The 20881-nt window shown below is 67.6% G+C and carries 19 protein-coding genes; 7 read left to right on the plus strand and 12 right to left on the minus strand.

What is annotated here, in order from left to right:
• The first annotated feature begins 76 nt into the window (after positions 1 to 76).
• Positions 77 to 790, plus strand: a complete 714-nt coding sequence (locus tag ACZK29_RS12585) for a DUF2968 domain-containing protein (RefSeq protein ID WP_478446107.1) — start codon at positions 77 to 79, stop codon at positions 788 to 790.
• 75 nt (positions 791 to 865) lie between these two features.
• Here the strand turns inward: ACZK29_RS12585 and ACZK29_RS12590 are convergent, their stop codons facing one another.
• Positions 866 to 1261 (minus strand): hypothetical protein, encoded by a 396-nt coding sequence (locus tag ACZK29_RS12590; RefSeq protein WP_478446108.1) that lies wholly within the window; start codon positions 1259 to 1261, stop codon positions 866 to 868.
• A 186-nt stretch (positions 1262 to 1447) separates the two neighbouring features.
• On the opposite strand from ACZK29_RS12590, the gene ACZK29_RS12595 reads away from it, so the two are divergent.
• Positions 1448 to 2272, plus strand: a complete 825-nt coding sequence (locus ACZK29_RS12595) for an alpha/beta fold hydrolase (protein ID WP_459046937.1) — start codon at positions 1448 to 1450, stop codon at positions 2270 to 2272.
• A gap of 123 nt (positions 2273 to 2395) precedes the next feature.
• On the opposite strand, the gene ACZK29_RS12600 is transcribed toward ACZK29_RS12595, so the two are convergent.
• The 7 genes from ACZK29_RS12600 to ACZK29_RS12630 form a co-directional block, all read right to left on the minus strand.
• Entirely contained in the window at positions 2396 to 4045 is a 1650-nt protein-coding gene (locus ACZK29_RS12600; protein ID WP_478446109.1) for an MFS transporter, read from the minus strand.
• Positions 4039 to 5322, minus strand: coding sequence for an alginate export family protein (locus ACZK29_RS12605; RefSeq protein WP_478446110.1), 1284 nt, complete (start codon positions 5320 to 5322; stop codon positions 4039 to 4041). Before ACZK29_RS12605 ends, ACZK29_RS12600 begins: the two co-directional genes overlap by 7 nt.
• Complete coding sequence (locus ACZK29_RS12610; protein WP_478447089.1) at positions 5301 to 7148, minus strand: amidohydrolase; 1848 nt, start codon at positions 7146 to 7148, stop codon at positions 5301 to 5303. The genes ACZK29_RS12605 and ACZK29_RS12610 overlap by 22 nt, the downstream gene beginning before the upstream one ends.
• A 119-nt stretch (positions 7149 to 7267) precedes the next feature.
• A complete protein-coding gene (locus ACZK29_RS12615; RefSeq protein WP_111203870.1) occupies positions 7268 to 7693 on the minus strand; it encodes a DoxX family protein in 426 nt (141 codons plus the stop codon).
• Between the two features lie 2 nt (positions 7694 to 7695).
• The gene (locus ACZK29_RS12620) at positions 7696 to 8352 is read right to left on the minus strand and encodes a hydrolase (RefSeq protein WP_478446111.1); all 657 of its coding nucleotides are present in this window, start codon (positions 8350 to 8352) and stop codon (positions 7696 to 7698) included.
• The gene (locus ACZK29_RS12625) at positions 8349 to 8792 is read right to left on the minus strand and encodes a helix-turn-helix transcriptional regulator (protein WP_111203872.1); all 444 of its coding nucleotides are present in this window, start codon (positions 8790 to 8792) and stop codon (positions 8349 to 8351) included. Before ACZK29_RS12625 ends, ACZK29_RS12620 begins: the two co-directional genes overlap by 4 nt.
• Before the next feature lie 50 nt (positions 8793 to 8842).
• On the minus strand, positions 8843 to 9175 hold the full coding sequence (locus tag ACZK29_RS12630; protein ID WP_164146799.1) for a hypothetical protein: 333 nt from the start codon (positions 9173 to 9175) through the stop codon (positions 8843 to 8845).
• 96 nt (positions 9176 to 9271) lie between these two features.
• On the opposite strand from ACZK29_RS12630, the gene ACZK29_RS12635 reads away from it, so the two are divergent.
• On the plus strand, positions 9272 to 12301 hold the full coding sequence (locus ACZK29_RS12635; protein WP_478446112.1) for a sensor histidine kinase: 3030 nt from the start codon (positions 9272 to 9274) through the stop codon (positions 12299 to 12301).
• Complete coding sequence (locus tag ACZK29_RS12640; RefSeq protein ID WP_111203875.1) at positions 12294 to 12947, plus strand: response regulator; 654 nt, start codon at positions 12294 to 12296, stop codon at positions 12945 to 12947. Before ACZK29_RS12635 ends, ACZK29_RS12640 begins: the two co-directional genes overlap by 8 nt.
• A 394-nt stretch (positions 12948 to 13341) precedes the next feature.
• Here the strand turns inward: ACZK29_RS12640 and ACZK29_RS12645 are convergent, their stop codons facing one another.
• A complete protein-coding gene (locus ACZK29_RS12645; protein WP_111203876.1) occupies positions 13342 to 14532 on the minus strand; it encodes an MFS transporter in 1191 nt (396 codons plus the stop codon).
• 93 nt (positions 14533 to 14625) lie between these two features.
• On the opposite strand from ACZK29_RS12645, the gene ACZK29_RS12650 reads away from it, so the two are divergent.
• Positions 14626 to 15555, plus strand: coding sequence for a LysR family transcriptional regulator (locus ACZK29_RS12650; RefSeq protein ID WP_478446113.1), 930 nt, complete (start codon positions 14626 to 14628; stop codon positions 15553 to 15555).
• Between the two features lie 89 nt (positions 15556 to 15644).
• On the opposite strand, the gene ACZK29_RS12655 is transcribed toward ACZK29_RS12650, so the two are convergent.
• Positions 15645 to 17102 (minus strand): amidohydrolase family protein, encoded by a 1458-nt coding sequence (locus ACZK29_RS12655; protein ID WP_478446114.1) that lies wholly within the window; start codon positions 17100 to 17102, stop codon positions 15645 to 15647.
• A 51-nt stretch (positions 17103 to 17153) separates the two neighbouring features.
• Positions 17154 to 17855, minus strand: coding sequence for an ankyrin repeat domain-containing protein (locus tag ACZK29_RS12660; protein WP_459046941.1), 702 nt, complete (start codon positions 17853 to 17855; stop codon positions 17154 to 17156).
• Positions 17856 to 17977: 122 nt separating this feature from the next.
• Between ACZK29_RS12660 and ACZK29_RS12665 the strand changes: the two genes are divergently transcribed.
• Together ACZK29_RS12665 and ACZK29_RS12670 are read left to right on the plus strand one after the other, a co-directional pair.
• Positions 17978 to 18859, plus strand: coding sequence for a LysR substrate-binding domain-containing protein (locus ACZK29_RS12665; protein WP_111203880.1), 882 nt, complete (start codon positions 17978 to 17980; stop codon positions 18857 to 18859).
• A gap of 176 nt (positions 18860 to 19035) precedes the next feature.
• Entirely contained in the window at positions 19036 to 19473 is a 438-nt protein-coding gene (locus ACZK29_RS12670; protein WP_478446115.1) for a DUF3806 domain-containing protein, read from the plus strand.
• A gap of 74 nt (positions 19474 to 19547) precedes the next feature.
• Here ACZK29_RS12670 and ACZK29_RS12675 read toward each other — a convergent pair whose 3' ends face one another.
• Positions 19548 to 20708: an amidohydrolase family protein gene (locus tag ACZK29_RS12675; RefSeq protein ID WP_478446116.1), complete on the minus strand. Its 1161-nt coding sequence runs from the start codon at positions 20706 to 20708 to the stop codon at positions 19548 to 19550.
• Positions 20709 to 20881 lie beyond the last annotated feature (173 nt).

A 20881-nucleotide genomic window follows, 5' to 3' on the forward strand; every position in this document is an offset into this window, starting at 1 on the left:
CGCCCGCGCCCATGCTAGACTCCCGGCGGGGAACCACCTTCATCTCAACCCACACTCATCCGTGGATGGTCTAGACATGCGAGAAACTTCAGGGGGCGCGGTCTTCGCCCGGCACGCGCGCGGCGGGGCACTGCTGGCCGTGGCCATGATGCTGGTGGCACCGGCGGCGATGGCTGCCCGTGGCGACCGTGAGGCAGCCGCAGAGCCGGCCGCACGCAGCGCGCCGGTGGTGCGCAACACCGTTGACGAGCTCAAGCAGCTGATGGATTCGCGCCAGCTGACCGAGCTGCGCACGACCTACAACGGCAACTACGGCGCCAGCCTGCTGTTCAACGCCAACACCCTGACCTACTACGTCGCCCTGTTCCAGGAGAAGAACTTCTGGCGGGTGATCAAGACCGATGCCGTCGACAACGCCGAGCGGGTCTACCGTACCTTTGCCCAGCAGTCCGAACAGCTGGCCCAGGTCTACATCGATACCACCCGCCTGGAAGCCGGCAAGCGCTACACCGAGCGCCTGGTGGCGTACAACGAGGAACGCCTGCGCACCCTGCAGCAGGAAATGGAACAGCAGCAGGCGCAGTCGGCCCAGGTCAGCGCCGCCCTGCAGCAGGCGCAGCAGCAGGCGGTCAGCCTCAGCACCGACGTGCAGAGCACCAACAGCCAGCTGGACGCCCTGCAGCGCCGCATCCAGATCCTGCAGGCCGAACAGGGCAACCCGGAACTGAGCCTGCCCAAGCCGGACAGCGTGCCTTCGCCGGCACCGGCTCCCGCCAGCGACGGTCGCTGAGGCCCGGCCATCTGCATCCACGCACAACGGCGCCACAGGGCGCCGTTGTCGCTTTCGGCCTTTCGTGAGCCACGCTCAGCGGCAGGCGTCGTACACCGCGTCGTCCAGCTGACGGCGTTGCACGAAGTCCAGGCGCTTGCTCCTGGCCAGCACCTCCCCGCGGTGCTGTCGTGCGCGCTCACAGGCCCTGGGGTCCGTACTGATGGGTATCAGCGCGGCCTGCGCCCGCCGCGAGCGCACGATGCGCGGTGGCGCCAGCACCGCGCTGCCCGCCCTGGCCGGGCTTGGCGCTGGTCCGCGCGACAGCGATTGCTCCTCCGGCACCTCCCAGCGCCATTCCGCATGTCCTTGGCAGGGTGTCTGCTGATAGACCGGATGCGGACCGTCCACGCATTTGTAGACGTTGGTCTGCGCGTGAATCGCTGCGGCCAGCAGCAGGCACAACAGTGGGCTGCATCGCATTCTCGGCATCGCGGGCTCCTCGACCAGGCTGCCGCCATCGTCGGCGCGGTGGCCGCTTCATGCCAGAGCGATACGCGTCACAGTCCGGGCAATCCAGCACAGCCGTGCAAGCCGTCCGATGTGCACTGCGATGTACTGCCGAAGGCACCGGCACCGCTGCCAGTGCCTTCCCTCCCTTCCGCCAAGGAACCCGCAATGAGCAACTACGTCACCGTCGCCGATGGCGCCCGCATTTTCTACAAGGACTGGGGTACCGGCCAGCCGGTCGTGTTCGCCCACGGCTGGCCGCTGTCGTCCGATGCCTGGGACCCGCAGATGCTGTTCATGGGCCAGAACGGTTACCGCGTGATCGCTCACGACCGCCGCAGCCACGGCCGCTCCAGCCAGACCTGGGACGGCAACAACATGGACACCTATGCCGACGATCTGGCGGCGCTGATCGAGGCGCTGGACCTGAAGGACGCGATCCTCGTCGGCCACTCAACCGGTGGTGGTGAAGTGGCGCACTACATCGGCCGCCATGGCAGCAAGCGCGTGGCCAAGGTGGTACTGGTCGGCGCCGTGCCGCCGTTGATGCTGAAGACCGCCGCCAATCCGTCCGGTACCCCGCTGGACGTCTTCGACGGCATCCGCAAGGGCACGGGCGGTGACCGCTCGCAGTTCTTCAAGGATCTGACCACACCGTTCTTCGGTGCCAACCGCGATGGCAATACCGTTACCCAGGGCATGCGTGATTCGTTCTGGCTGCAGGGCATGCTCGGTGGCGTCAAGGGCCAGTACGACTGCGTGCACGAATTCTCGGAAGTGGACTACACCGAGGACCTGAAGAAGATCGACGTGCCGGCGCTTGTGGTGCACGGCGATGACGACCAGATCGTGCCGTTCGATGCCTCGGCGAAGCTGTCCTCGCAGATCATCAAGGATGCCGAGCTGAAGGTGTACGCCGGTGCGCCGCACGGCCTGACCGTCACCCACGCCGAGCAGTTCAACGCCGACCTGCTGGCGTTCGCACGCAGCTGATGTGCCGCGGTGGCGCCGCACCGGTGCCACCGCCCCTTCGGTAGTTCCGGCCGCTGGCCGGCAACACGATCAATTCATCGCGATCTGTGCAGCCGGCCAGCGGCCGGCTCTACCAGGGGCCGCTCAGATATCGCTGTGGTGGTGCGGGACCCCAGTTCTGGGCAACGGATCGTGGCCGCCCACGAAGTGACGCACCACGGGGGCACGCTCACCGCGATGCAACTCACGCAGCACTTCCTGGATGGCCTTGTCATCAGCGGTGATGCGCTCGTGCTGGCGCAGGTGCTCCAGCCACGACGGGGTCACGAAATACTCCAGGTGGATGCCTGGACTGGCCACGTCCTCGACCACGCCCCAGACCACCGCACCATCGCGACGGCGGATCGTTCCCAACGCGCGCATCTGTGCCTGGAACGCGGCACGATCTGCATTGTCGATGCGGTACTCGATGGTGACCAGCACCGGGCCGCGATCGTTTGACACCGGCACCGACAGTTCCGGTGCCGGCCAGTGCCCGGCCGGGCGCAGATTAAGGTCTTCGGTGCCGGCGATGCGCACGCGCCACACCAGCAGCCCCCCGATCACCGCGCCTGCGGCAGCCACCAGCAATGCCAGCTCCGGCGAGGTACGCTGCGCCAGCGCGCCCCAGCTCAGGCCACCGGCCGCCATGCCGGCCGAGAACACCATGATGTACAACGCCAGCGCACGCGCACGTACCCATGCCGGCACCGCCGTCTGCGCGGCGATCTGCAGCGACGACAGCACGGTGATCCAGGCGAAGCCATTGACCAGCATCACAGCTGGAAGCACGTACCAGCTGCGGGTCAGCGCCAGCCCGACCAGGCTCAGCGCCAGCGACAACGTCGCCAGCAGCACCAGCAGGTCGCGATCCATCTGCGCGCGCAGCTTCGGCAGCAGCAAAGCGCCGCCCACTGCACCGATGCCGATGCAGCCGAGCAGCATGCCGTACTGTCCCGCCCCACCCTGCATCTGGCCGCGTACCACCACCGGCAGCAGTGCATTCATCGCCGCAGCAAAGAAGAAGAAGCCCACGGACTTGATCAGCACGGCCTGCAGGCGTCCGGCGCGGCTGGCGTAGCGCAGGCCCGCCTTCAAGCCGGCACCGAAACCCTCCGGTGGCAGGCTGGACTGCTTGGGATCACGCTTCCAGCCCCACACAACGAACAGCATCGCGGCAAAGGTGATGGCATTGAAGCCGAATGCCCATACCGCACCCAGCTGCGCCACGATCACGCCACCAATGGCCGGGCCGATCGAACGCGCGATGTTGATGCCGATCGAGTTCAGCGCCACCGCCGAGGCCAGCATCGGCTGCGGGACCAGCTCGGACACGATCGCGGCCTGCGCCGGCATTGCCATCGCTGCACCGCAACCCATGCAGAAGGTCAGCAGTACCAGCAGCTGTGGAGTCAGCATGTCCATCGCCGTCAGTGCGGCCATCACCGCAGCCACTAGCAGCATCCACCCCTGGGTCGCCAACAGGTACTTCCGGCGATCGACAATGTCGGCCAGCGTTCCGGCCGCCAGTGCCAACAGCACGATCGGCACCGTTGTGGCCGACTGCACCAGCGCCACCATCAGCGGCGAACCGGTGCGTTCGGCCATCACCCAGGCGGCGGCCACGTCATTGACCCAGGTGCCGATGTTGCTGGCCAGGATCGCCAGCCAGATCGAGCGGAACATCCGGATCTTCAGCGGGGACCAGGCGCCTGCGGCCTGCGCGGGGGGATGCGACGTGGTTGCGTTCACCATTGCCATGCTCCAACGATCGAGGCGAACAGCGTGTCCTGGCCACCGGCCTGCTTCAGTGCAGGACCGGCATCGACCCAGGCCAGCTGCAGCTGCCATTGCCAGTGTTCGCTGGCCTGCCAGCGGGTTTCGGATTTGTACTGGGTGCCGATGCGGCGCGCGCCACCGGCGCTGCCCGGCAAAGCCACCAGCGGTGCCGGCGTGGTGTAGACCGCATCGGCACGGCGATGCTTCCAGGCCATCTGTACGCCCAGCTCCGTCGTCACCGCGTCGTGCAGGCGCAGGGCCAGCGTAGGCTGCACGTCCATCAGGTTGGCGGGCGCCAACAGGCTGGCTTCGCTGAAGTAAGCCGACTTGGGGAACAACGCGTTGAAGGTGCCCAATCGCCCATCGTGCAGGTCGCCATCGCCGCTGGCGATGTCGGCCTTCAGCCCCAGGCGCGGTTGCAGCGCCACATCGCTCCAGCGCCAGCCGGTATCGGTCGCCAGCGTCCAGGCGCGGATGTCGAGGTTGCCGGCAGCGGTACGCAGTTCACCGCCCTGCACTACCAGCTCGCTGTTCCAGTCCAGCGAACCGGCCTGGCCGAACCAGCGCGCGCCGAGTGTCTGCCGCCGCTCGTTTCCGGAGCCAGCGGCGAAACGCGCGCCGTCGCGACGGTAGTCGAGCAGGTACAGGTCCCATTGCCCGGGCCAGCGGCCGCGCGCTGTGGTGGCATAGGCCCCCCACAGATGCGCCCCGGACTCACCGCGATCATCGAACGCCCCCGGGCGGTTCTCCACCGGTCGCAGGGCCATCAGGTCAAGCGTGCCGAACCGCCCCTTCCAGCCTGCCCGCGCGCCATCGAAGGCCAACCGGATGTTCGGGCCATCGCGAACCGACAACAACCGTGAGCTTCCATAGCCGGCCTCCTGCCGCCCCAGCTGCACGTGGAAACCGCCACGTTGCCAACGCCAGTACGCCTGCTGCACGTCCAGCGCACTGCGGTCGGTCCGGCCTGGGCCGCCCGCCCTGCCATTCTCGCCGTGGACACCCAGCTGCACTTTCGCCTGCCAGTCATCGCGGGCATACGTGGCCGACGCCAATGCACGCAGCAGGCCATAGCCATCCTCGCTGCCGCCAATACCGAACCGGGCCGGGTCGTAATACATCCCGCGCACGCGCAGCGACGCGTCCCACTGCAGCTGGCCGTCACCTGCGTCAGTGCAGCGGCCACCCTCGCAGGCCAGCGCCAGCGATGGCGCGGCCAGCAGCGCCAGGCTCAGAACGCGAAGCACGAGCATCCCATCGCGCCCCAGAACGCGGTCAGGTCATCGGTGGGCGCCGCATGCTGCGCGGCATGACCGTGAGCGCCATGCATACTGCAGGCCACGCCGTGATGGTGGCGATGGGCGGCGGCCAGCCCGGTGGTGGCACCGCCGACGTGGTAGCCGCCGAACCGGTTGACCGGCGACCAGTCCGGCATCGCCGGCGGCAGCTGCGGCGCCAGCCCTGCATAGTCGGCATCTGCATGCACGATGCGTCCGCCGACCACGGTCAGCACGCTGGTGATATCGGCGATCTGCGCGTCATCCACGCGAAAGAAGTCGGCTGAGAGCAGGATGAAATCAGCCAGCTGACCGGCTTTCAGCGTGCCCTTCACCGCTTCGTCGCCGGAGAACCAGGCACTACCCTGGGTCCACAGGCGCAGCGCCTGCTCGCGTTCGAGCAGGTTTTCATCGCCATACAGGGCCAGCCCGCCCACGGTGCGCCCGGTCACCAGCCAGGACAACGCCACCCACGGGTTGTAGCTGGCCACGCGGGTGGCGTCGGTACCGGCACCGACCGGCACGCCTTCGGCCAGCATGCGCTTGACCGGCGGTGTATGCCGCGCGGCCTGCACGCCATAGCGCTCGACGAAGGCTTCGCCCTGGTAGGCCATGCGGTGCTGCACGGCAATGCCGCCACCCAGCGCACGAATGCGTTCGATGTTGCGCGGGGTGATGGTCTCGGCGTGGTCGATGAACCAGTGCAGGCCATCGAACGGCACCTCACGGTTGACCTGTTCGTAGACATCGAGAATGCGGCTGATGCTCTCGTCGTAGGTGGCGTGGATGCGGAACGGCCAGCGCTTCTCGACCAGCAGCTTCACCACGTCGTGCAGTTCCGGCTCCAGTTCCGGTGGCAGCTCTGGTCGCGGCTCGTTGAACAGCTCGAAATCGGCGGCCGAGAACACCAGCATTTCCCCGGCACCATTGTGGCGCAGCAGGTCATCGCCCTGCCGCGGCTGCAGGATCTCGCTCCAGCCGCGGAAGTCGTCCACTTCCTTGCCCTTGTTCTGGGTGAACAGGTTGTAGGCAATGCGCACCGTCAGCTGATCATCGCGGTGCAGCTGCTCGATGACCTGGTAATCCTCGGGATAGTTCTGGAAGCCACCGCCGGCGTCGATCACCGAGGTGATGCCCAGCCGGTTCAGTTCGCGCATGAAGTGGCGCGTCGAGTTGGCCTGATACTCGATCGGCAGGCGCGGCCCCTTGGCCAGCGTCGCGTACAGGATCAGCGCGTTCGGCTTGGCCAGCAGCAGCCCGGTCGGGTTGCCCAGCGAGTCACGCACGATCTGCCCACCCGGCGGATCGGGAGTGTCCTTGTTGTAACCGCAGGCGCGCAGCGCGGCGCGGTTGAGCAGCGCGCGGTCGTACAGGTGCAGCAGGAACACCGGCGTATCCGGCGCGATGTCGTTGAGCTCCTGCAGCGTCGGCAGGCGCTTCTCGTTGAACTGCGCGGCGGTGAAACCCCCGACCACGCGGACCCACTGCGGCGCGGGCGTACGGTCAACCTGGGCCTTCAGCATGTCCAGGGCGTCGCCCAGCGAACGCAGGCCGTCCCAGCGCAGTTCCAGGTTGTAGTTCAGGCCACCGCGGATCAGGTGGGTATGGCTGTCGTTGAGGCCGGGCAGCAGGCGCCGGCCCTGCGCGTCGATCAGCGTCGCTTCATTTCCCCAGCCACGCATGATCGCCTCGTCGCTGCCGACGGCGACGATGCGGCCCTCCTGTACAGCCAACGCCTGCGCGTGCGGCTGCTGCGGGTCGAGGGTGGTAATGCGGGCATTGCGGATGACCAGCGTGCTCATGCGACGCTCCTTGGAAGTGGAATCAAGTGCGGCACCGGCGCGACCGGCCAAGCCGAGCGCAACAGCGGCGCCGCTGGCCAGCATCACGTTGCGGCGACCGTGGTCGAGTGGATCGTGACTCATGCGATATCTCCCGGAAGGCGTTGGCCGTCCAGCGCCCAGGCACCGGGACCGGCCAGCGCGAGGACCAGCAGCACCGTGGTCCACATCAACGGGTACTCGCTGCCCCCGCGCATCCAGAACCAGCCCTTGGGCAGGGCCAACAGTACGGTGAAGGCGATGAAGGCCGCTGCCACGAGCGCGGCGATGCGGGTCTGCCAGCCGAGCAGCACTGCCAGGCCGGACGCCACCTGTGTCAACGCCAGCAGCAGCGGCAACGGCACTGCCGACGGCAACCCGAAGCCGCGCAACTCGGTGGCGAACCCGGACAGCCCCGGGCCGCCGAACCAGCCGAACAGCTTGCCCAGCGCGTGTGGCAGCAGGAAACCCCCGGCGGTCACACGCAGCATCAACAGGGCCAGGTCGAGGCCATGGCCAGCCAGCATGCTCAGTGCCCGCCTTCCTGCGCGCCGAACATGCGCTTGGCGTACTGGATACCGATGCCGTAACCACCGGCGTGATCGCGTGCGATGCCGGTGGTCAGGTCGTAGGTTTCACCGCGTGCCCAGTCGCGCTGCAGCTCCAGCAGGTACTGCACGCTGGTCATCGGCACCGCACCGGCCTGCACCATGCGGGTGATCGCACGCTCGTGCGCTTCTTCGCTGACATCGCCACAGGCATCGGTGATCACATACACCTCGAAGCCCTGCGCCAGCGCCGACAGTGCCGGGCCGACGATGCAGACGCTGGTCCACAGGCCGGCAACAACCAGCCGGCGCTTGCCGATGCGGTTGATCTCATCGATCACCGGCTGGTCCTCCCAGGTGTTCATCGAGGTGCGGTCGAACACCGGCTGGTCCGGGAAAATCGCCGGCAGCTCCGGGAACATCGGGCCGGAGAACGAGGCTTCCGCCACCGTGGTCAGCAGCACCGGCACGTTGAAGCCCTTGGCGCCCTTGCCGATCAGGGACACGTTGTTGCGCAGCGCGGAGATGTCGATGGTCTGGGTGGCAAACGCCATCTGCGACTGGAAGTCGATCAGCACCAGCGCATGGTCGGTCGGTGACAGCAGGGTCGGGGCGGGCGTGGCGGTGGCAAGGTTCATGCGTGGACTCCGTTGGAATCAAGGTCTGGGGGAAGCAGGAGGGCAGCATCACCGGCCAGGTACTGGCCGGGACTGCAGCCCGTCTCTGCGCGGAAGCTGCGGACGAAATGGCTCTGGTCAAAGAAGCCGAGCTGCTGCGCCAGGCAGGACATCGGCAGATGCTGGGCCGACAACAGCTGGCGCGCACGTTCGATACGGCGGCGGCGTACATAGCGCAGCGGGCTGGCACCAGTGCCGCTGCGGAACAGGCGCACCAGATGGAAGCGACTGACGCAGGCGACGGCCGCCAGTTCGGTGACCCGCAGCGGCTGTGACAGGTGTTCATCGACATAGCGCAATGCACGCTGCAATGCTGCGACCTGCTGTGGTGCCAGCGAAGCAGCGGGGGATTCCTGTGGAGTAACGGTGGCCATCGAGGTCGCCGCGAGGGGGTGGCCCATGGTGCGGGGCGCGTGCGCGATGCCCTACCCCCGTCGGTCGAGGCCAGCACCTACCCGAATGGGGGAGGCCGGCGGCCGATCACGCGGCGACCGAACAGCCGTGCGTCCAGCGAATATGCGCCCGGCCCCAGCACCAGCAGGGCTAGAGGCAGCAGCGCCAGTGGCCAAGGCCCGGGCAGCGTGGACAGACCCACGGCCGCCATCACTGCCGCCAGTGGTGTCAGCACACCAAGTGCGAGCATCGCTACGGCCAGCAGGCACAAGGCCGACAACCAGCCGCCTGGCATACCGGGCCCGCAAAGAGCGGCCGCAACGCACAGCCGCAGCCACAGCAGGCCGAGGCCCGGGCCACGGTCGGGAAACATCACGAACAGGCGCTGCATGACCGGGCTCCACGGGGCATGCCGGCGTGATATCGGAACGGACCGCGTGCCGCCTACCCCGTTCGGGTCACCCTGGCCTGCCCCGCACCTGCCAGAATGCGCACCATGCGTGGCCGCCCCTTCCCGTTCCTGCGTCGCCTGCCGGCGCTGCTGACGTGCCTGCTGTTGATGACCGCCCTGCCCGCGCTCGCCGTGCAGCGTCCCGCCCTGAGCAGCGGACTGCCCGGCTACGAGCACACCGCATGGCGGGTCGGCCAGGGTGCGCCTGGCGATATATGGGACATTGCGCAGGACCGTGATGGACTGCTGTGGCTGGCGACCGGTTCTGGCCTGTACCGCTTCGACGGCCGCCGTTTTGAACGCCAGGCGCCACCACCGGGCAGCAGCTTCCCGTCCACCAACATGGTCACCCTGGCAGTCGGTCGCGATGACGCAATGTGGATCGGCTACTTCCAGGCCGGCATCAGCCAACTCGCACGCGGCCAACTGCACAACTACGGTCGGCAACAGGGCGTACCGGTCGGCGTGGTGCCGCACTTCAGCCAGGATCGCGAGGGCCGCCTCTGGGCAGCGATCAATGGTGGGCTGCGCTGGTTCGATGGCCGGCGCTGGCAACCCCCGCCGGCCTCCGCCGGGCTGCCGGAACACCGCGTGCAATGGGTGTTGCATGACAGCCGTGGCACGTTCTGGGTACTGGCCGATCTGAAGATGTGGATGCGCGGACCCCACCAGGCGGCCTTCATTGATACCGGCATCGCCGTCTCGCAGATGGCAACACTGGTGGAGAACCCGCAGGGTGAGGTGTGGCTGGCCGACCGCGTCCGTGGCGCCTCGCCACTGGCAAACGCACATGGTCTGCTGACTGGGCCCGAACGTGAGGCGCGGCGCCTGCCCGACCTGGTCGCTGCCCGCATGCAGTTCACCACCGACGGCGCGCTGTGGGCGACGATGAGCCCGCATGGAGGCGTCGCCCGGGTCACGTTCGACGGCACCCGAGCCGTGCGCATGGAGCGCTTCGATTCACCGCATGGCCTGACGGCCACCTCGGCGGTGCCGATCATCGCCGACCGCGAAGGCAACCTCTGGGTAGGTACCAATCTTGGCCTCAACCGCTTCCGCGCGCGCAGCGTGCACACCCTGGCGGTCGGCCCCAGTGATCCCTACCGCTCGCTGGTGCGCACCACTGACGGACGGGTGTACGGCTACGGTGAAGACCTCAAGCCCTACGACCTGCGGCGGTCCCTGCTGGAAGGCAGCGCCGCACAGCTGCAGGCCGCGGCGCGGCAGGCACCTGCGCCGATCTGGCAGTTCGATTGGGTCAATCTGGCGCGCACTGTCGAAGGCCGTACCGCGCTGATTCCGCTGCCCGCGCCGTTCACCGGGCAGCCGCTGCACGCCCTGCTGTTCCCCGACGAGACGCAGGCCTGGGTATGCACGGGCGAACGCGGTGTGCTGCATTACCGGGACGAGCAATGGCAGCGGGCGAGTCGCCTGCCCGAGCAGGCCTGCTCCTCCCTGGCGCTGGACGCCCATGGCCAGCTGCTGCTCGGCTACGCCGATGGTCGCGTGCGCCGGATGGGCACCACGACCATCGATGCCTTCGGCGCAGCGCAGGGCCTTTCGGTAGGGCCGGTGACCGCCCTGCTGCAGCATCAGGACCTGCTGCTGGTAGCCGGCGAAGCCGGACTCGCCGCACGCATCGGCGAGGGGCCCTTCGTTGCAGTGCGCACCGACATGGCCGGCGTCCTCGAAGGCATCACCGGCATGGTCGCCGATGCGGGCGGGCATCTGTGGCTCAATGGCAGCCGTGGCCTGGTGCGTCTTGAGAGCAGCCTGTTGCGCCGAGCACTGCAGGCAGGGCAGCAGGTGACGCCCCGCCTGTTCGATGCGGTGGATGGCATGCCCGGCATTGCCCTGCAGAGCGGGCCGATCGCCACCGCCACGCTGGCCGACGACGGTCTTCTGTGGCTGGCGACCAACCAAGGCCTGGCCTGGCTGGACACCAAGCGTTCGCACGTCAACACACTGGCACCCAGCGTTCGCATCGGCGACGTGCTGTATGGCAGCGAACAGCAACCATTGCGGGACGGCCTGCGCCTGCCGGCCGGCACCAGCCAGCTGCAGATCGACTACGTGGCCCTTTCACTGGCCCGTCCGGAGCGCAACCGCTATCGCTATCGCTTGTCCGGCGTCGATGACGGTTGGCAGGACGCAGGCAGCAGCACCCGCGCCTATTACACCAACCTGGCGCCGGGAAGCTATCGCTTCGACGTGGAAGCCGCCAATGAGGACGGCATCTGGAGCACGGTACCGGCCAGCCGCAGCTTCCGCATCGCGCCCACCTTCATCCAGACCGTGTGGTTCAAGCTGCTGTGCGTGGCCGCCGTGCTGGCGCTGCTCGTACTGGCCGTGCGCATCCGAAGTGGCCAGCTCGCCGCGCTGTTCCGCGCCCGCCTGCAGGAGCGCAATGGCGAACGTGAACGCATTGCGCGTGACCTGCACGACACCCTTCTGCAGGGCAGCCAGGGCCTGATCCTGCGCCTGCATGCAATCAGCCAGTCCGCGCAGACGCCAGACGCAGTGCGCGGCCAGCTGGAGTCGGCGATGCAGCTGGCCGAGCGCAATCTGGCCGAGGGCCGCGAACGCGTCAACGCATTGCGCGACGGCCCTTTCGCCGGCCGCGACCTGGCTTCGGCATTGGCCGATGTGCATGCCGAGTACGCGGGGCATGGCACCAATCCACTGCGCCTTACCGTTGAAGGCGCGACGCCACCACTGCAGGCCGATGCCGCGGAGGAAGTGTTCCTGATTGGTCGCGAGGCCATCCGCAACGCATTGCGCCACGCCAATGCCAGTGCCATTGAAGTGGAACTGTCCTATGGCACACGCTGCTTCCTGTTGCACGTACGGGATGACGGTGTCGGCATCGCCGATGAAGACGCTGGACACGGCCATTGGGGGCTGCAGGGGATGCGTGAGCGTGCACAGCGGCTCGGGGCCGAGCTGCAGCTGTGGACCCGCCCCGGCCTGGGTACCGAAGTAGCGCTGGCGGTTCCCGCACGGCGCCTGTATCACCGCCGCGCGCCACGGTGGCGCTGGCCCTGGAGCAGACCCGAGCATGACTGAATTCCCTTCCCCGATCGGCGTACTGGTGGTCGACGACCATCCCCTGCTGCGCGACGGACTGGCGGCACTGCTGGGCGCGCAGGCCGATCTGCGCCTGCTTGGGGAGGCCGCCGACGGCGAGGAAGCCATCGCGCGTTACCAGCAGCTGCAGCCGGACGTGGTGCTGATGGATCTGCAGATGCCGCGCCTGGATGGCGTGGAGGCGATCGTGCGGATCCGTGCACTCGACCCGCGCGCGCGCATCATCGTGCTGACCACCTACCGCGGCGATGTGCGCGCAGTGCGGGCCCTGCAGGCGGGTGCCAGTGCTTACCTGCTGAAGGACATGCTGCGTCATGAACTGGTCGACACCATCCGCATGGTGGCCGGAGGCCGCCGCGCACCGATTCCCCCGGCGGTGGCGGCCAGCATCGCCGCGCATGTGATCGAAGACCGCCTGTCACCGCGCGAGACCGAGGTGCTGCGGCACGTGGCCGGTGGCCTGTCCAACAAGCGCATCGGTGAGCGCATGCAGATTTCCGAGCAGACGGTGAAGGCACACATGAAAAGCCTGATGGACAAGCTGGGCGTGGGCGATCGCACGCATGCGGTCACCCAGGCGCTGCGGCGCGGCATCATCAGTCTGGACGACAGCGGTCACGATTAGGGGGTTGTTCGGCAGGGCTTGCAGCCCTGCACCCGCGGTAGTGCCGGCCGCTGGCCGGCAACCTCAACAGCAAAATCAAAAGCGGGCTCTCCGTGGGGTGGCGCGGCGGTGTCGGAATGCGGGGACGCTGCAAGTACGTCCCTGTAAGCTTGGCAGCCGCATCCATGCGGCTGACACCCCGCACTCCGACACCGCCCCACCTCTGACAGATTCCGATGGCGGTTGGTAGGTGTCGACCTTGGTCGACACTTCTGTCAGATATCGAAATCAATCTGACCCCAAGAGCCGTTCCAACACACCGCAGGAAACTGTCGAACCCCGCCGTTGCTGTTGCCGTTGCTGTTGCCGTTGCCTCCAGCAGGTGCAGGGCTGCAAGCCCTGCCGAACACCACCCCTACTTCAAACGCAGCAGCAGGCTGCCGCCCGCACACACCACCGCCAGCCAGGCCACGCCGTGCCACCCCCACTGCGCCAGCGCCAGGCTGCCCAGCGCACCACCGGCCGCCATGCCGATGAACATGCCGGTGAACAGCAACGCATTGAGGCGGCTGCGGGCGGGCGGCACCAGGCCATAGACCAGCGTCTGGTGCGCCACCAGCGCCGACTGGAAGCCGAAGTCGAACAGCAGCGCACTCACCACCAGCAGCGGCAGCAGCGCGACGGCCGGCAGCCAGGACTCGGTCAGCAGCAGGCCGAAGCCCAGCAGCGCCACCGCGATCGCCAGCCGCGCCACTGCGTGGCACCCCAAGCGATCGGCGAATCGACCCGCAAGCGGTGCAGCCAGTGCACCAGCCGCACCCGCAATACCGAACGCACCCGCCGCCGCACTGCCCAGGCCCAGGCGGGCATGCAGCATCAGCGCCAACGTCGACCAGAACGCGCTGAAGCCGACCGCCAGCAGCGACTGGCTCGCCACAGCACGGCGCAGCTGCGGCTGCTCGCGCCACAGCGCCAGCAACGAGCCCAGCAGTGCGGGATAGCGCAGCGTGCTGGTCGGCGTGAAGCGCGGCAGTGCGCGTGCCATGACCGTACCCATCGCCGCCACCGATACCGAGGCCAGTACGAACTGGGTGCGCCAGCCCCATGCCTCGGCCACTACGCCACTGACCACGCGCGACAACAGGATGCCGAGCAGCAGGCCGGTCATCACCCGACCGACGATCTGGCCGCGCTGTGCATCCGGCGCCAGCACCGCAGCGGCCGGCACGATGTCCTGTGCCAGCGTGGCCATCAGCCCGACCAGAAGGCTGGCCATCAGCAGGCCTGGCAGGTGCCCGGCCATTGCTGCGGCGCCCAGTGCCAGCGCCAGCAACGCGGACTTCAACAGGATCAGGTTGCGGCGATCGAACCGGTCGCCCAACGGTGCCAGCAGCAGAATGCCAAGCGCATACCCAAGCTGGGTCAAGGTCGGCACCAGGCCGGCGGCGCGCTCGCCGGCGCCGAGATCCTGGGCGATCAGGCCCAGCATCGGCTGGCTGTAGTACAGCGAGGCGACCGAGAAGCCGGCGCCGGCCGCCATCGCCATCACCAGCGGGGTGGAGGGTGCGGTCGCGGGTGCGGCGACGGACAGCGAGGGGGTAGACATGGGGAAGTCCGGTGGAGGAAGTGGGCGTATCCTGCCCGTATTCGCCCGGCGTCTGTAGTAGGCTCCTGCACATACACTTCATACGTAGAACGCATGAATGACCTCGCCACCGGCGCCGATCGCCTCGATCTGCTGCGCACCTTCCTGCGCATTGTCGATGCCGGCAGCTTGTCTGCTGCGGCCGTGCAGCTGGGCACCACCCAGCCGACAGTCAGCCGACGCCTGCAGGCACTGGAGCGGCAGCTCGGCCTGCGCCTGCTGCAGCGCTCCACCCACGGCCTGCAACTGACCGAAGATGGCCTGCGCTGCCAACGCCATGCGCAGCGCGTGGTCGACGAATGGGAGTCGCTGCAGGCCGAACTGCACGGCGAGCCAGAGACTCTGCGCGGACGCCTGCGGGTGATGGTGCCGCACGCCTTTGGCCAGGCGCAGCTGCTGCCGACCATGCTGTCGTTCCTGACCCAGCATCCGCAGCTGAGCCTGGAGTGGATCCTTGAAGATCGTCGCCCGGACTTCATTGCCGAGGGCATCGATTGTGCGGTGCGGGTGGGCCCCGTGGACGAGCCGCGCATGGTCGCACTGCCGCTGGCCGAGGTGCCGCGCATCGTCGTGGCGGCGCCGTCGCTGGTGGATGCCAAGTCGATCAGCACGCCAGAGCAAGCACAGTCACTGCCCTGGATCTCGCTGGTGACCTATTACCGCGAACGCCTGCTGCTGCATGACGCGCAGGGCCGCGCGCATATGTTGTCAATCAGCCCGCGCCTGCTCAGCGACAACCTGTTCGTGGTACAGCAGGCTGCTCGCGCCGGGTTGGGAGCCGCCGTAGTCTCGGCCTGGCTGGTGGCCGACGACCTCGCACAAGGGCGTCTGGTGCAGCTGCTGCCGGACTGGCAGGCGCCGGCACTGCCGGTGCATGTCGTGTTTCCTGCTGCGCGCCAGCAGCCGCCGCGGCTGCGCGCCTTCATCGATGCGATGAAGGCCGCACTGCCGCAGCTGCACGGAATGCGGCCGGCACCGCGTTAGGTCATCGGCCGCATCATCCACGCATGGCGTGGATCTACTGAGGGTACGGGTAGATCAACGCCGTGCGTGGATTCCGTCCAACCCCGCAATCAGTTGGCCTTCGCTGCCTCGGCATTCCACGCTGCGACCTTGGCCTTGGTCTCGGCCAGCATCTTGTCCAGCGCGGCGCGGTCATACACGTTGCCTCGCAGGATCACGCTGTCGATCTTTTCGGTGGCGGCAATGTCCTGCAACGGGTTGGCGGTCAGCAGTACCAGATCGGCCGCCTTGCCCTGCGCGACGCCGCCGTAGCGATCCATCTGGCCGAACCAGGCCGGTCCGGAACGGGTTGCGGCCGACAGCGCCTGCGGCGCGCTCAGCCCTTCCTTCACGAACAACTGCAGTTCCTGGTGCAGCGCGATGCCCGGGAAGTTGAACGAATTGAGGAAGCCCGCATCGGTGCCGGCAATGATCGTCACACCCGCTTCCTGCAGCAGCGGCAGCACGGCCGCCACCTGGTGGTACTGCGCGTGGCGCGCTTCGATCTGTGCCGGCGTGGCCTTCGCCGCACGGTCCACGCGCCACTGATAGGTCGCGCGCAGGCCCGGGCCGATGTACGCCAGATAGGGATCGTTGGCGTGGTCGTCCTGGTCGAGGAAGTCGAGGATGCGGCCGCCGTTGAGGGTCGGCGTCACGAACACGCCGCGCTTGGCGAAGTCGCGGTAGGCGTGCATCGCGGTATCGCGGTCGAAGCTGGCGTCGAGGCGGCGGTTGGCTTCGGCGCGGTCGATGCGGCCGGCACCGAAGTCGGCGGCGATCTGCGCCTCGTCCTTGCTGCCGGCCTTGAACGCGTAGTCCAGGTGCTCGATCGAAGCCAGGCCGGCATCGACTGCCTGTTCCACCGTCAGCGCCATCGGAATATGGCCCGAGGCCTTGAAGCCGGCCTTGCGCGCCGCGCTGGCCGAGTACAGGAACAGCTCCGGCTTCAGCGTGCTGTCGGTGATCTTCACGAAATCGACCTTGTCGTGCTGCAGTCGGGTGATGGCCCTGTCGACATCCGCCTGACTGCCCACCTCGATGGTGCCCTTCCAGACCGGCTTGATGCCTTCGATCTTCGCGCCCGAACTGAGCAGGCGTGGGCCGAACAGGGTGCCCTTTGCGATCTCGCCGCGCCACTGAAGCACCTGCTCGGGCAGATCACCGGAACAGTCACGCACCGTGGTGATGCCATGCGCGATGTACAGCGGCAGCAGCGCCTTGTTCTCTTCGATCAGCGCCGGGCCACCACCGAAGTGCACGTGCATGTCCCACAGGCCCGGGATCAGGTACTTGCCCTTGGCATCGATCTGGCGGGCTGCGCTCCACTGGCTGCGCAGCTGCGCATCCGAGCCGACGGCGACGATGTCCTCGCCACGGATCACCACGCTCTGCCCGACCAGGGTACTGGCGTGCTCGACATCGACCACGGTGGCGTTGCGGATCAGCAGGTCGGCGCGCTCGGCAGCAGACGCCGACAGCGGTGCCACCGCAAGAAGGATGGCGAAGGACAACGGACGGGAACGGAACATGGACAGCATCCTGGTGGGCACGCCCAGCGTGCGGGTGGAAGGGGTTTGCATTCAGCGCACCGCGCCGTGCTGGCGCAGCAGGGTTTCAATTCCGGAATAGCCGCGCTGGCGCGCGTGCGCCAGCGGCGTCACACCGTCGCCGTCAGCCAGCTCCGGGTCGGCACCGGCCTCCAGCAGCAGCTGCACGATCTGCACGTGGCGCGCACCGCCATCGCCGAGCAGGATCGCTTCCAGCAGCGCGGTCCAGTGCAGCCGGTTGACATGGTCCACCGCAACGCCGGCCCGCAGCAGCGTGCGCACGGTGGCGACATGGCCGCGCTCGGCGGCGGGAATCAACGCGGTTCCGCCATAGCGGTTGGTGCTGTGAAGATCCGCACCATGCGCCAGGGTCATCGCCAGGATCTCATCAAGGCCACGCGCGCCTGCGTACAGGTAGGCGCTGTCCTGCAACGCATCCTTGGCGTTGACGTCGGCACCGGCCTCGATCAACTCGCGCGCGGCATCCACGTTGTTGCCATGCGTGGCCAACAGCAGCGCAGTGCGGCCCTGGCCGTCGCGCGCCTCCAGCGTGGCGCCATCCTCGATCGCCCGTCGCACCGCATCGGCGTCGCCGCAGCTGGCGGCATCACGCAGGCGGCCATCGACGTCGGCTTTGGACGTTGCGGTGCAAGCCGGGGTGACCATGGCCAGCAGGCACAACAGCAGCACGCGCGCAAACGGTGCAGGCCAGCCAGCGGAATGATGGAAGCGCATCGCAGTGTCTCCTCATGTCCGTCGCCACGGAACGCCGCGTGACGGTAGCAACAGCCGGGCATTGCCGGCCCCTGCGCTGCATGGTAGAAGTCGACCCGGGTATCCAGAAGTGAAATGTTCAAATGCAAGACAGTGCCAAATCGAATAGAACCCTGTTCGAACTGGACCTGCTTCGGGCGCTGGTGATGGTGGCCGACTGCGGCAGCTTCACCACGGCGGCTACGCGCCTGCATTCAACCCAGTCCACGGTCAGCCAGAAGGTGCGACGGCTGGAAGAGCTGGCCGGGCACCGACTGCTCGAACGCGGCCACCGCGACGTGCACCCCACGGATGCCGGCCATACCCTGCTCGGTTACGCGCGGCGCATGCTCGATCTGAACGAGGAAATGGCCCAGGCGTTGGCCGGGGCCACGGTGGAAACCGCCGTGCGCATCGGCGTGCCGGAGGACTTCGTCAACGCACAGACCACACGCATGCTGGCTGCCTTCAGCCGTCGCCACCCGCAGGTGAAGCTGGAGATCAGCAGCGGCCTCAGCCGCGACCTGGCGCAGGGCTTCGACCACGGCGAGCTGGACCTGGTGCTGGTCAAGCAGCGCCGCAACAGCCGCCAGGCGGTGCATTGCCGGCGCGAGCCGATGCACTGGATCGACAGCCTGCGGAGCAGCTGCCTGCAGCAGGACCCGCTGCCGCTGGTCACCTTCCCGCCGCGCGGGCTGTACCGCGACGAGATGATCCACGCCGTGGAAGCGCTGGGCCTACGCTGGCGCATCGCCTTCACCAGCTCATCGCTCAGTGGCATCCAGGGTGCGGTGGCCGATGGCATCGGCATCAGCCTGCTGCCGCGCCGCGCGGTCAGCCGCGAACACCGCATCATCGATGGCGAGCGCGACCTGCCGATGATCGACAACTACGAGATCGGCCTGCTGCATCGCCCGGACGCTGATGATGCCGTGCGTGCGCTGGCCAGCGAGCTGTGGCGGCAGGTACAACGCGAACCGGATTGACCATCGCACCTGAGGTGGTGCCGGCCGCTGGCCGGCAACCTCGACAGCCGCATTGTCTGACCCCGACGTGCGTGGATCTCGCGCATTGATCATCGATATCTGATCAATCTTGCCGCACGGCAGGCATGATCGCCTCTTACAGTGCCCATTGTCTCCGTGCCGCACGGCACCTTGCCATGTCCGACGAAACCCCGACCCGCTTCGATCCCCTGCCCGCCGCGCTGCAGGTCCATCTTCAGCACCAGCGTTCGCTGATCGCCGCGCGCGTGGCGGCCGGCTTTCCCACGCTGCCCGTGCAATGGCCACTGGCGGCCACCACGCTGCAACGGGTGATCGACGCCGAGCTGATCGATCGTGACGACTGTGGCGGCTGGGAAGCCCTGGGCGTCGCGTTCGGTGACACTCTGGCGCACCGCGTGCCTGGCCTGGCCTGGGTGCAGGTCACCGATGCCTGGGGCATCGATGCAGTGCTGCGCTATGCCGACAGCAGCCTGCAGATCGGCGCCAGCACACTGCTGCTCAAGCGCGTGGAGCAGGGCGAGGTCATCGACATCGCACATCTGCTGGTATGGCTGGAAGAATTCGTCGCCACCCGCGCTGACGATTACGCCTGAAAAGCCGCCGAGCATGGCTCGGCGCTGCAAGGGATTGGCGCGGCGTGATGGGTAGATCCACGCCATGCGTGGATCTACAGCCAGCGACCATCAACCACCACGCGGCGCTCCACCGGCACCGCAGCCACCGCGGCCGGGCCGTGGTCGGCGCGCACCGCCACGAAAGTGGCCGGCAGGCCTTCAGCAATACCGTAGCGCGGTAGACCGATTACCTGCGCGGCATGGGTGGTGACCATGTCCAGCGCCAGCATCAGGTCGGCATCGGTGTAGAAGCCCGACCGATAGCCGAGCAGCATCGCCCGCTGCAGCAGGTCGCCATTGCCATATGGCCACCACCAGTCGCGGATGTTGTCGTTTCCTGCGAACACGCGCACGCCGGCATCATGCAGCGCGCGGAGCGGCGGGAATGGGTGATCGCCGGGTGCATTGCTCATGATCGCCACACCGGCCGTGGCCAGCGCATCCCCCACCTGCAGCGCGCGCGCCAGCGGCACCTCGCCCAGCGAATAGGCATGGCTGACCGCAACGCGCCCCTGCAGACCAGCGGCCCGGGTGCGCGTGGCAATGCGCAGCAGCTGGGCCAGACCGGTCTCGCCCGGCTCATGCAGATGGATATCCAATTGCACGCCATAGCGCTCGGCCAGGCCGAACAGCACTGCCAACTGGCCTTCGGCATCGCCATCGAGGGTGGTCGGGTCGATCCCCCCCAGCACTTCCACGCCAGCGGCAATGGCCTGCTCCAGTACTGCGGCCGTCCCTGCACAGGACATCACGCCTGCCTGCGGGAACGCCACCAACTGGATGCGCATGATGTCGGCACAACGCAGCGCAGCCTCGCGTACCGCTTCAAGGTGGCGCAGGCCGGTGCTGCCATCGATATCGACATGGCAGCGCATCGCCACCGTGCCGAAGCCGCTGCACTGGCGGATCAGGGCCTCGGCGCGATCCACCATCGGCGCTGCGCCGGCCACCGCCGCCTTTTCTACCGCCAGCCGTTCACGCAGGCTGTTCACGGGCTGGTGTGGGTGCCACTGGTCACCGACGAAGCTCTTGTCCAGGTGGATATGGCCATCCACCAGGCCGGGCAGCACCGCGAGACCCTCCAGGTCGATGCAATCCGCCCCATCAGCAGGCCTGGCATCTCCATTGAGGCCGCTGATGCGGCCATCACGGATATGGAAATGCAGTGGCGCACCGTTGCGGTCCACACCGCCATGGACGAACTGGAGGGTCATCGGGAACTCCCGGAAAGCCAAGAATGGCGCCATCGTGCGCCTCGGCACAGTCATCGGCCAACGAAATATCTGGATGGCACACATTCACCAGAACGATGATTACACCTGCGACAACCGGTCGCAGCCACGCCGTGCACACCCCTGAACGGGTAACATGGGCGCCTGTTTCCGCT

It is taken from the genome of Stenotrophomonas sp. 89682_Sma (assembly GCF_056481405.1).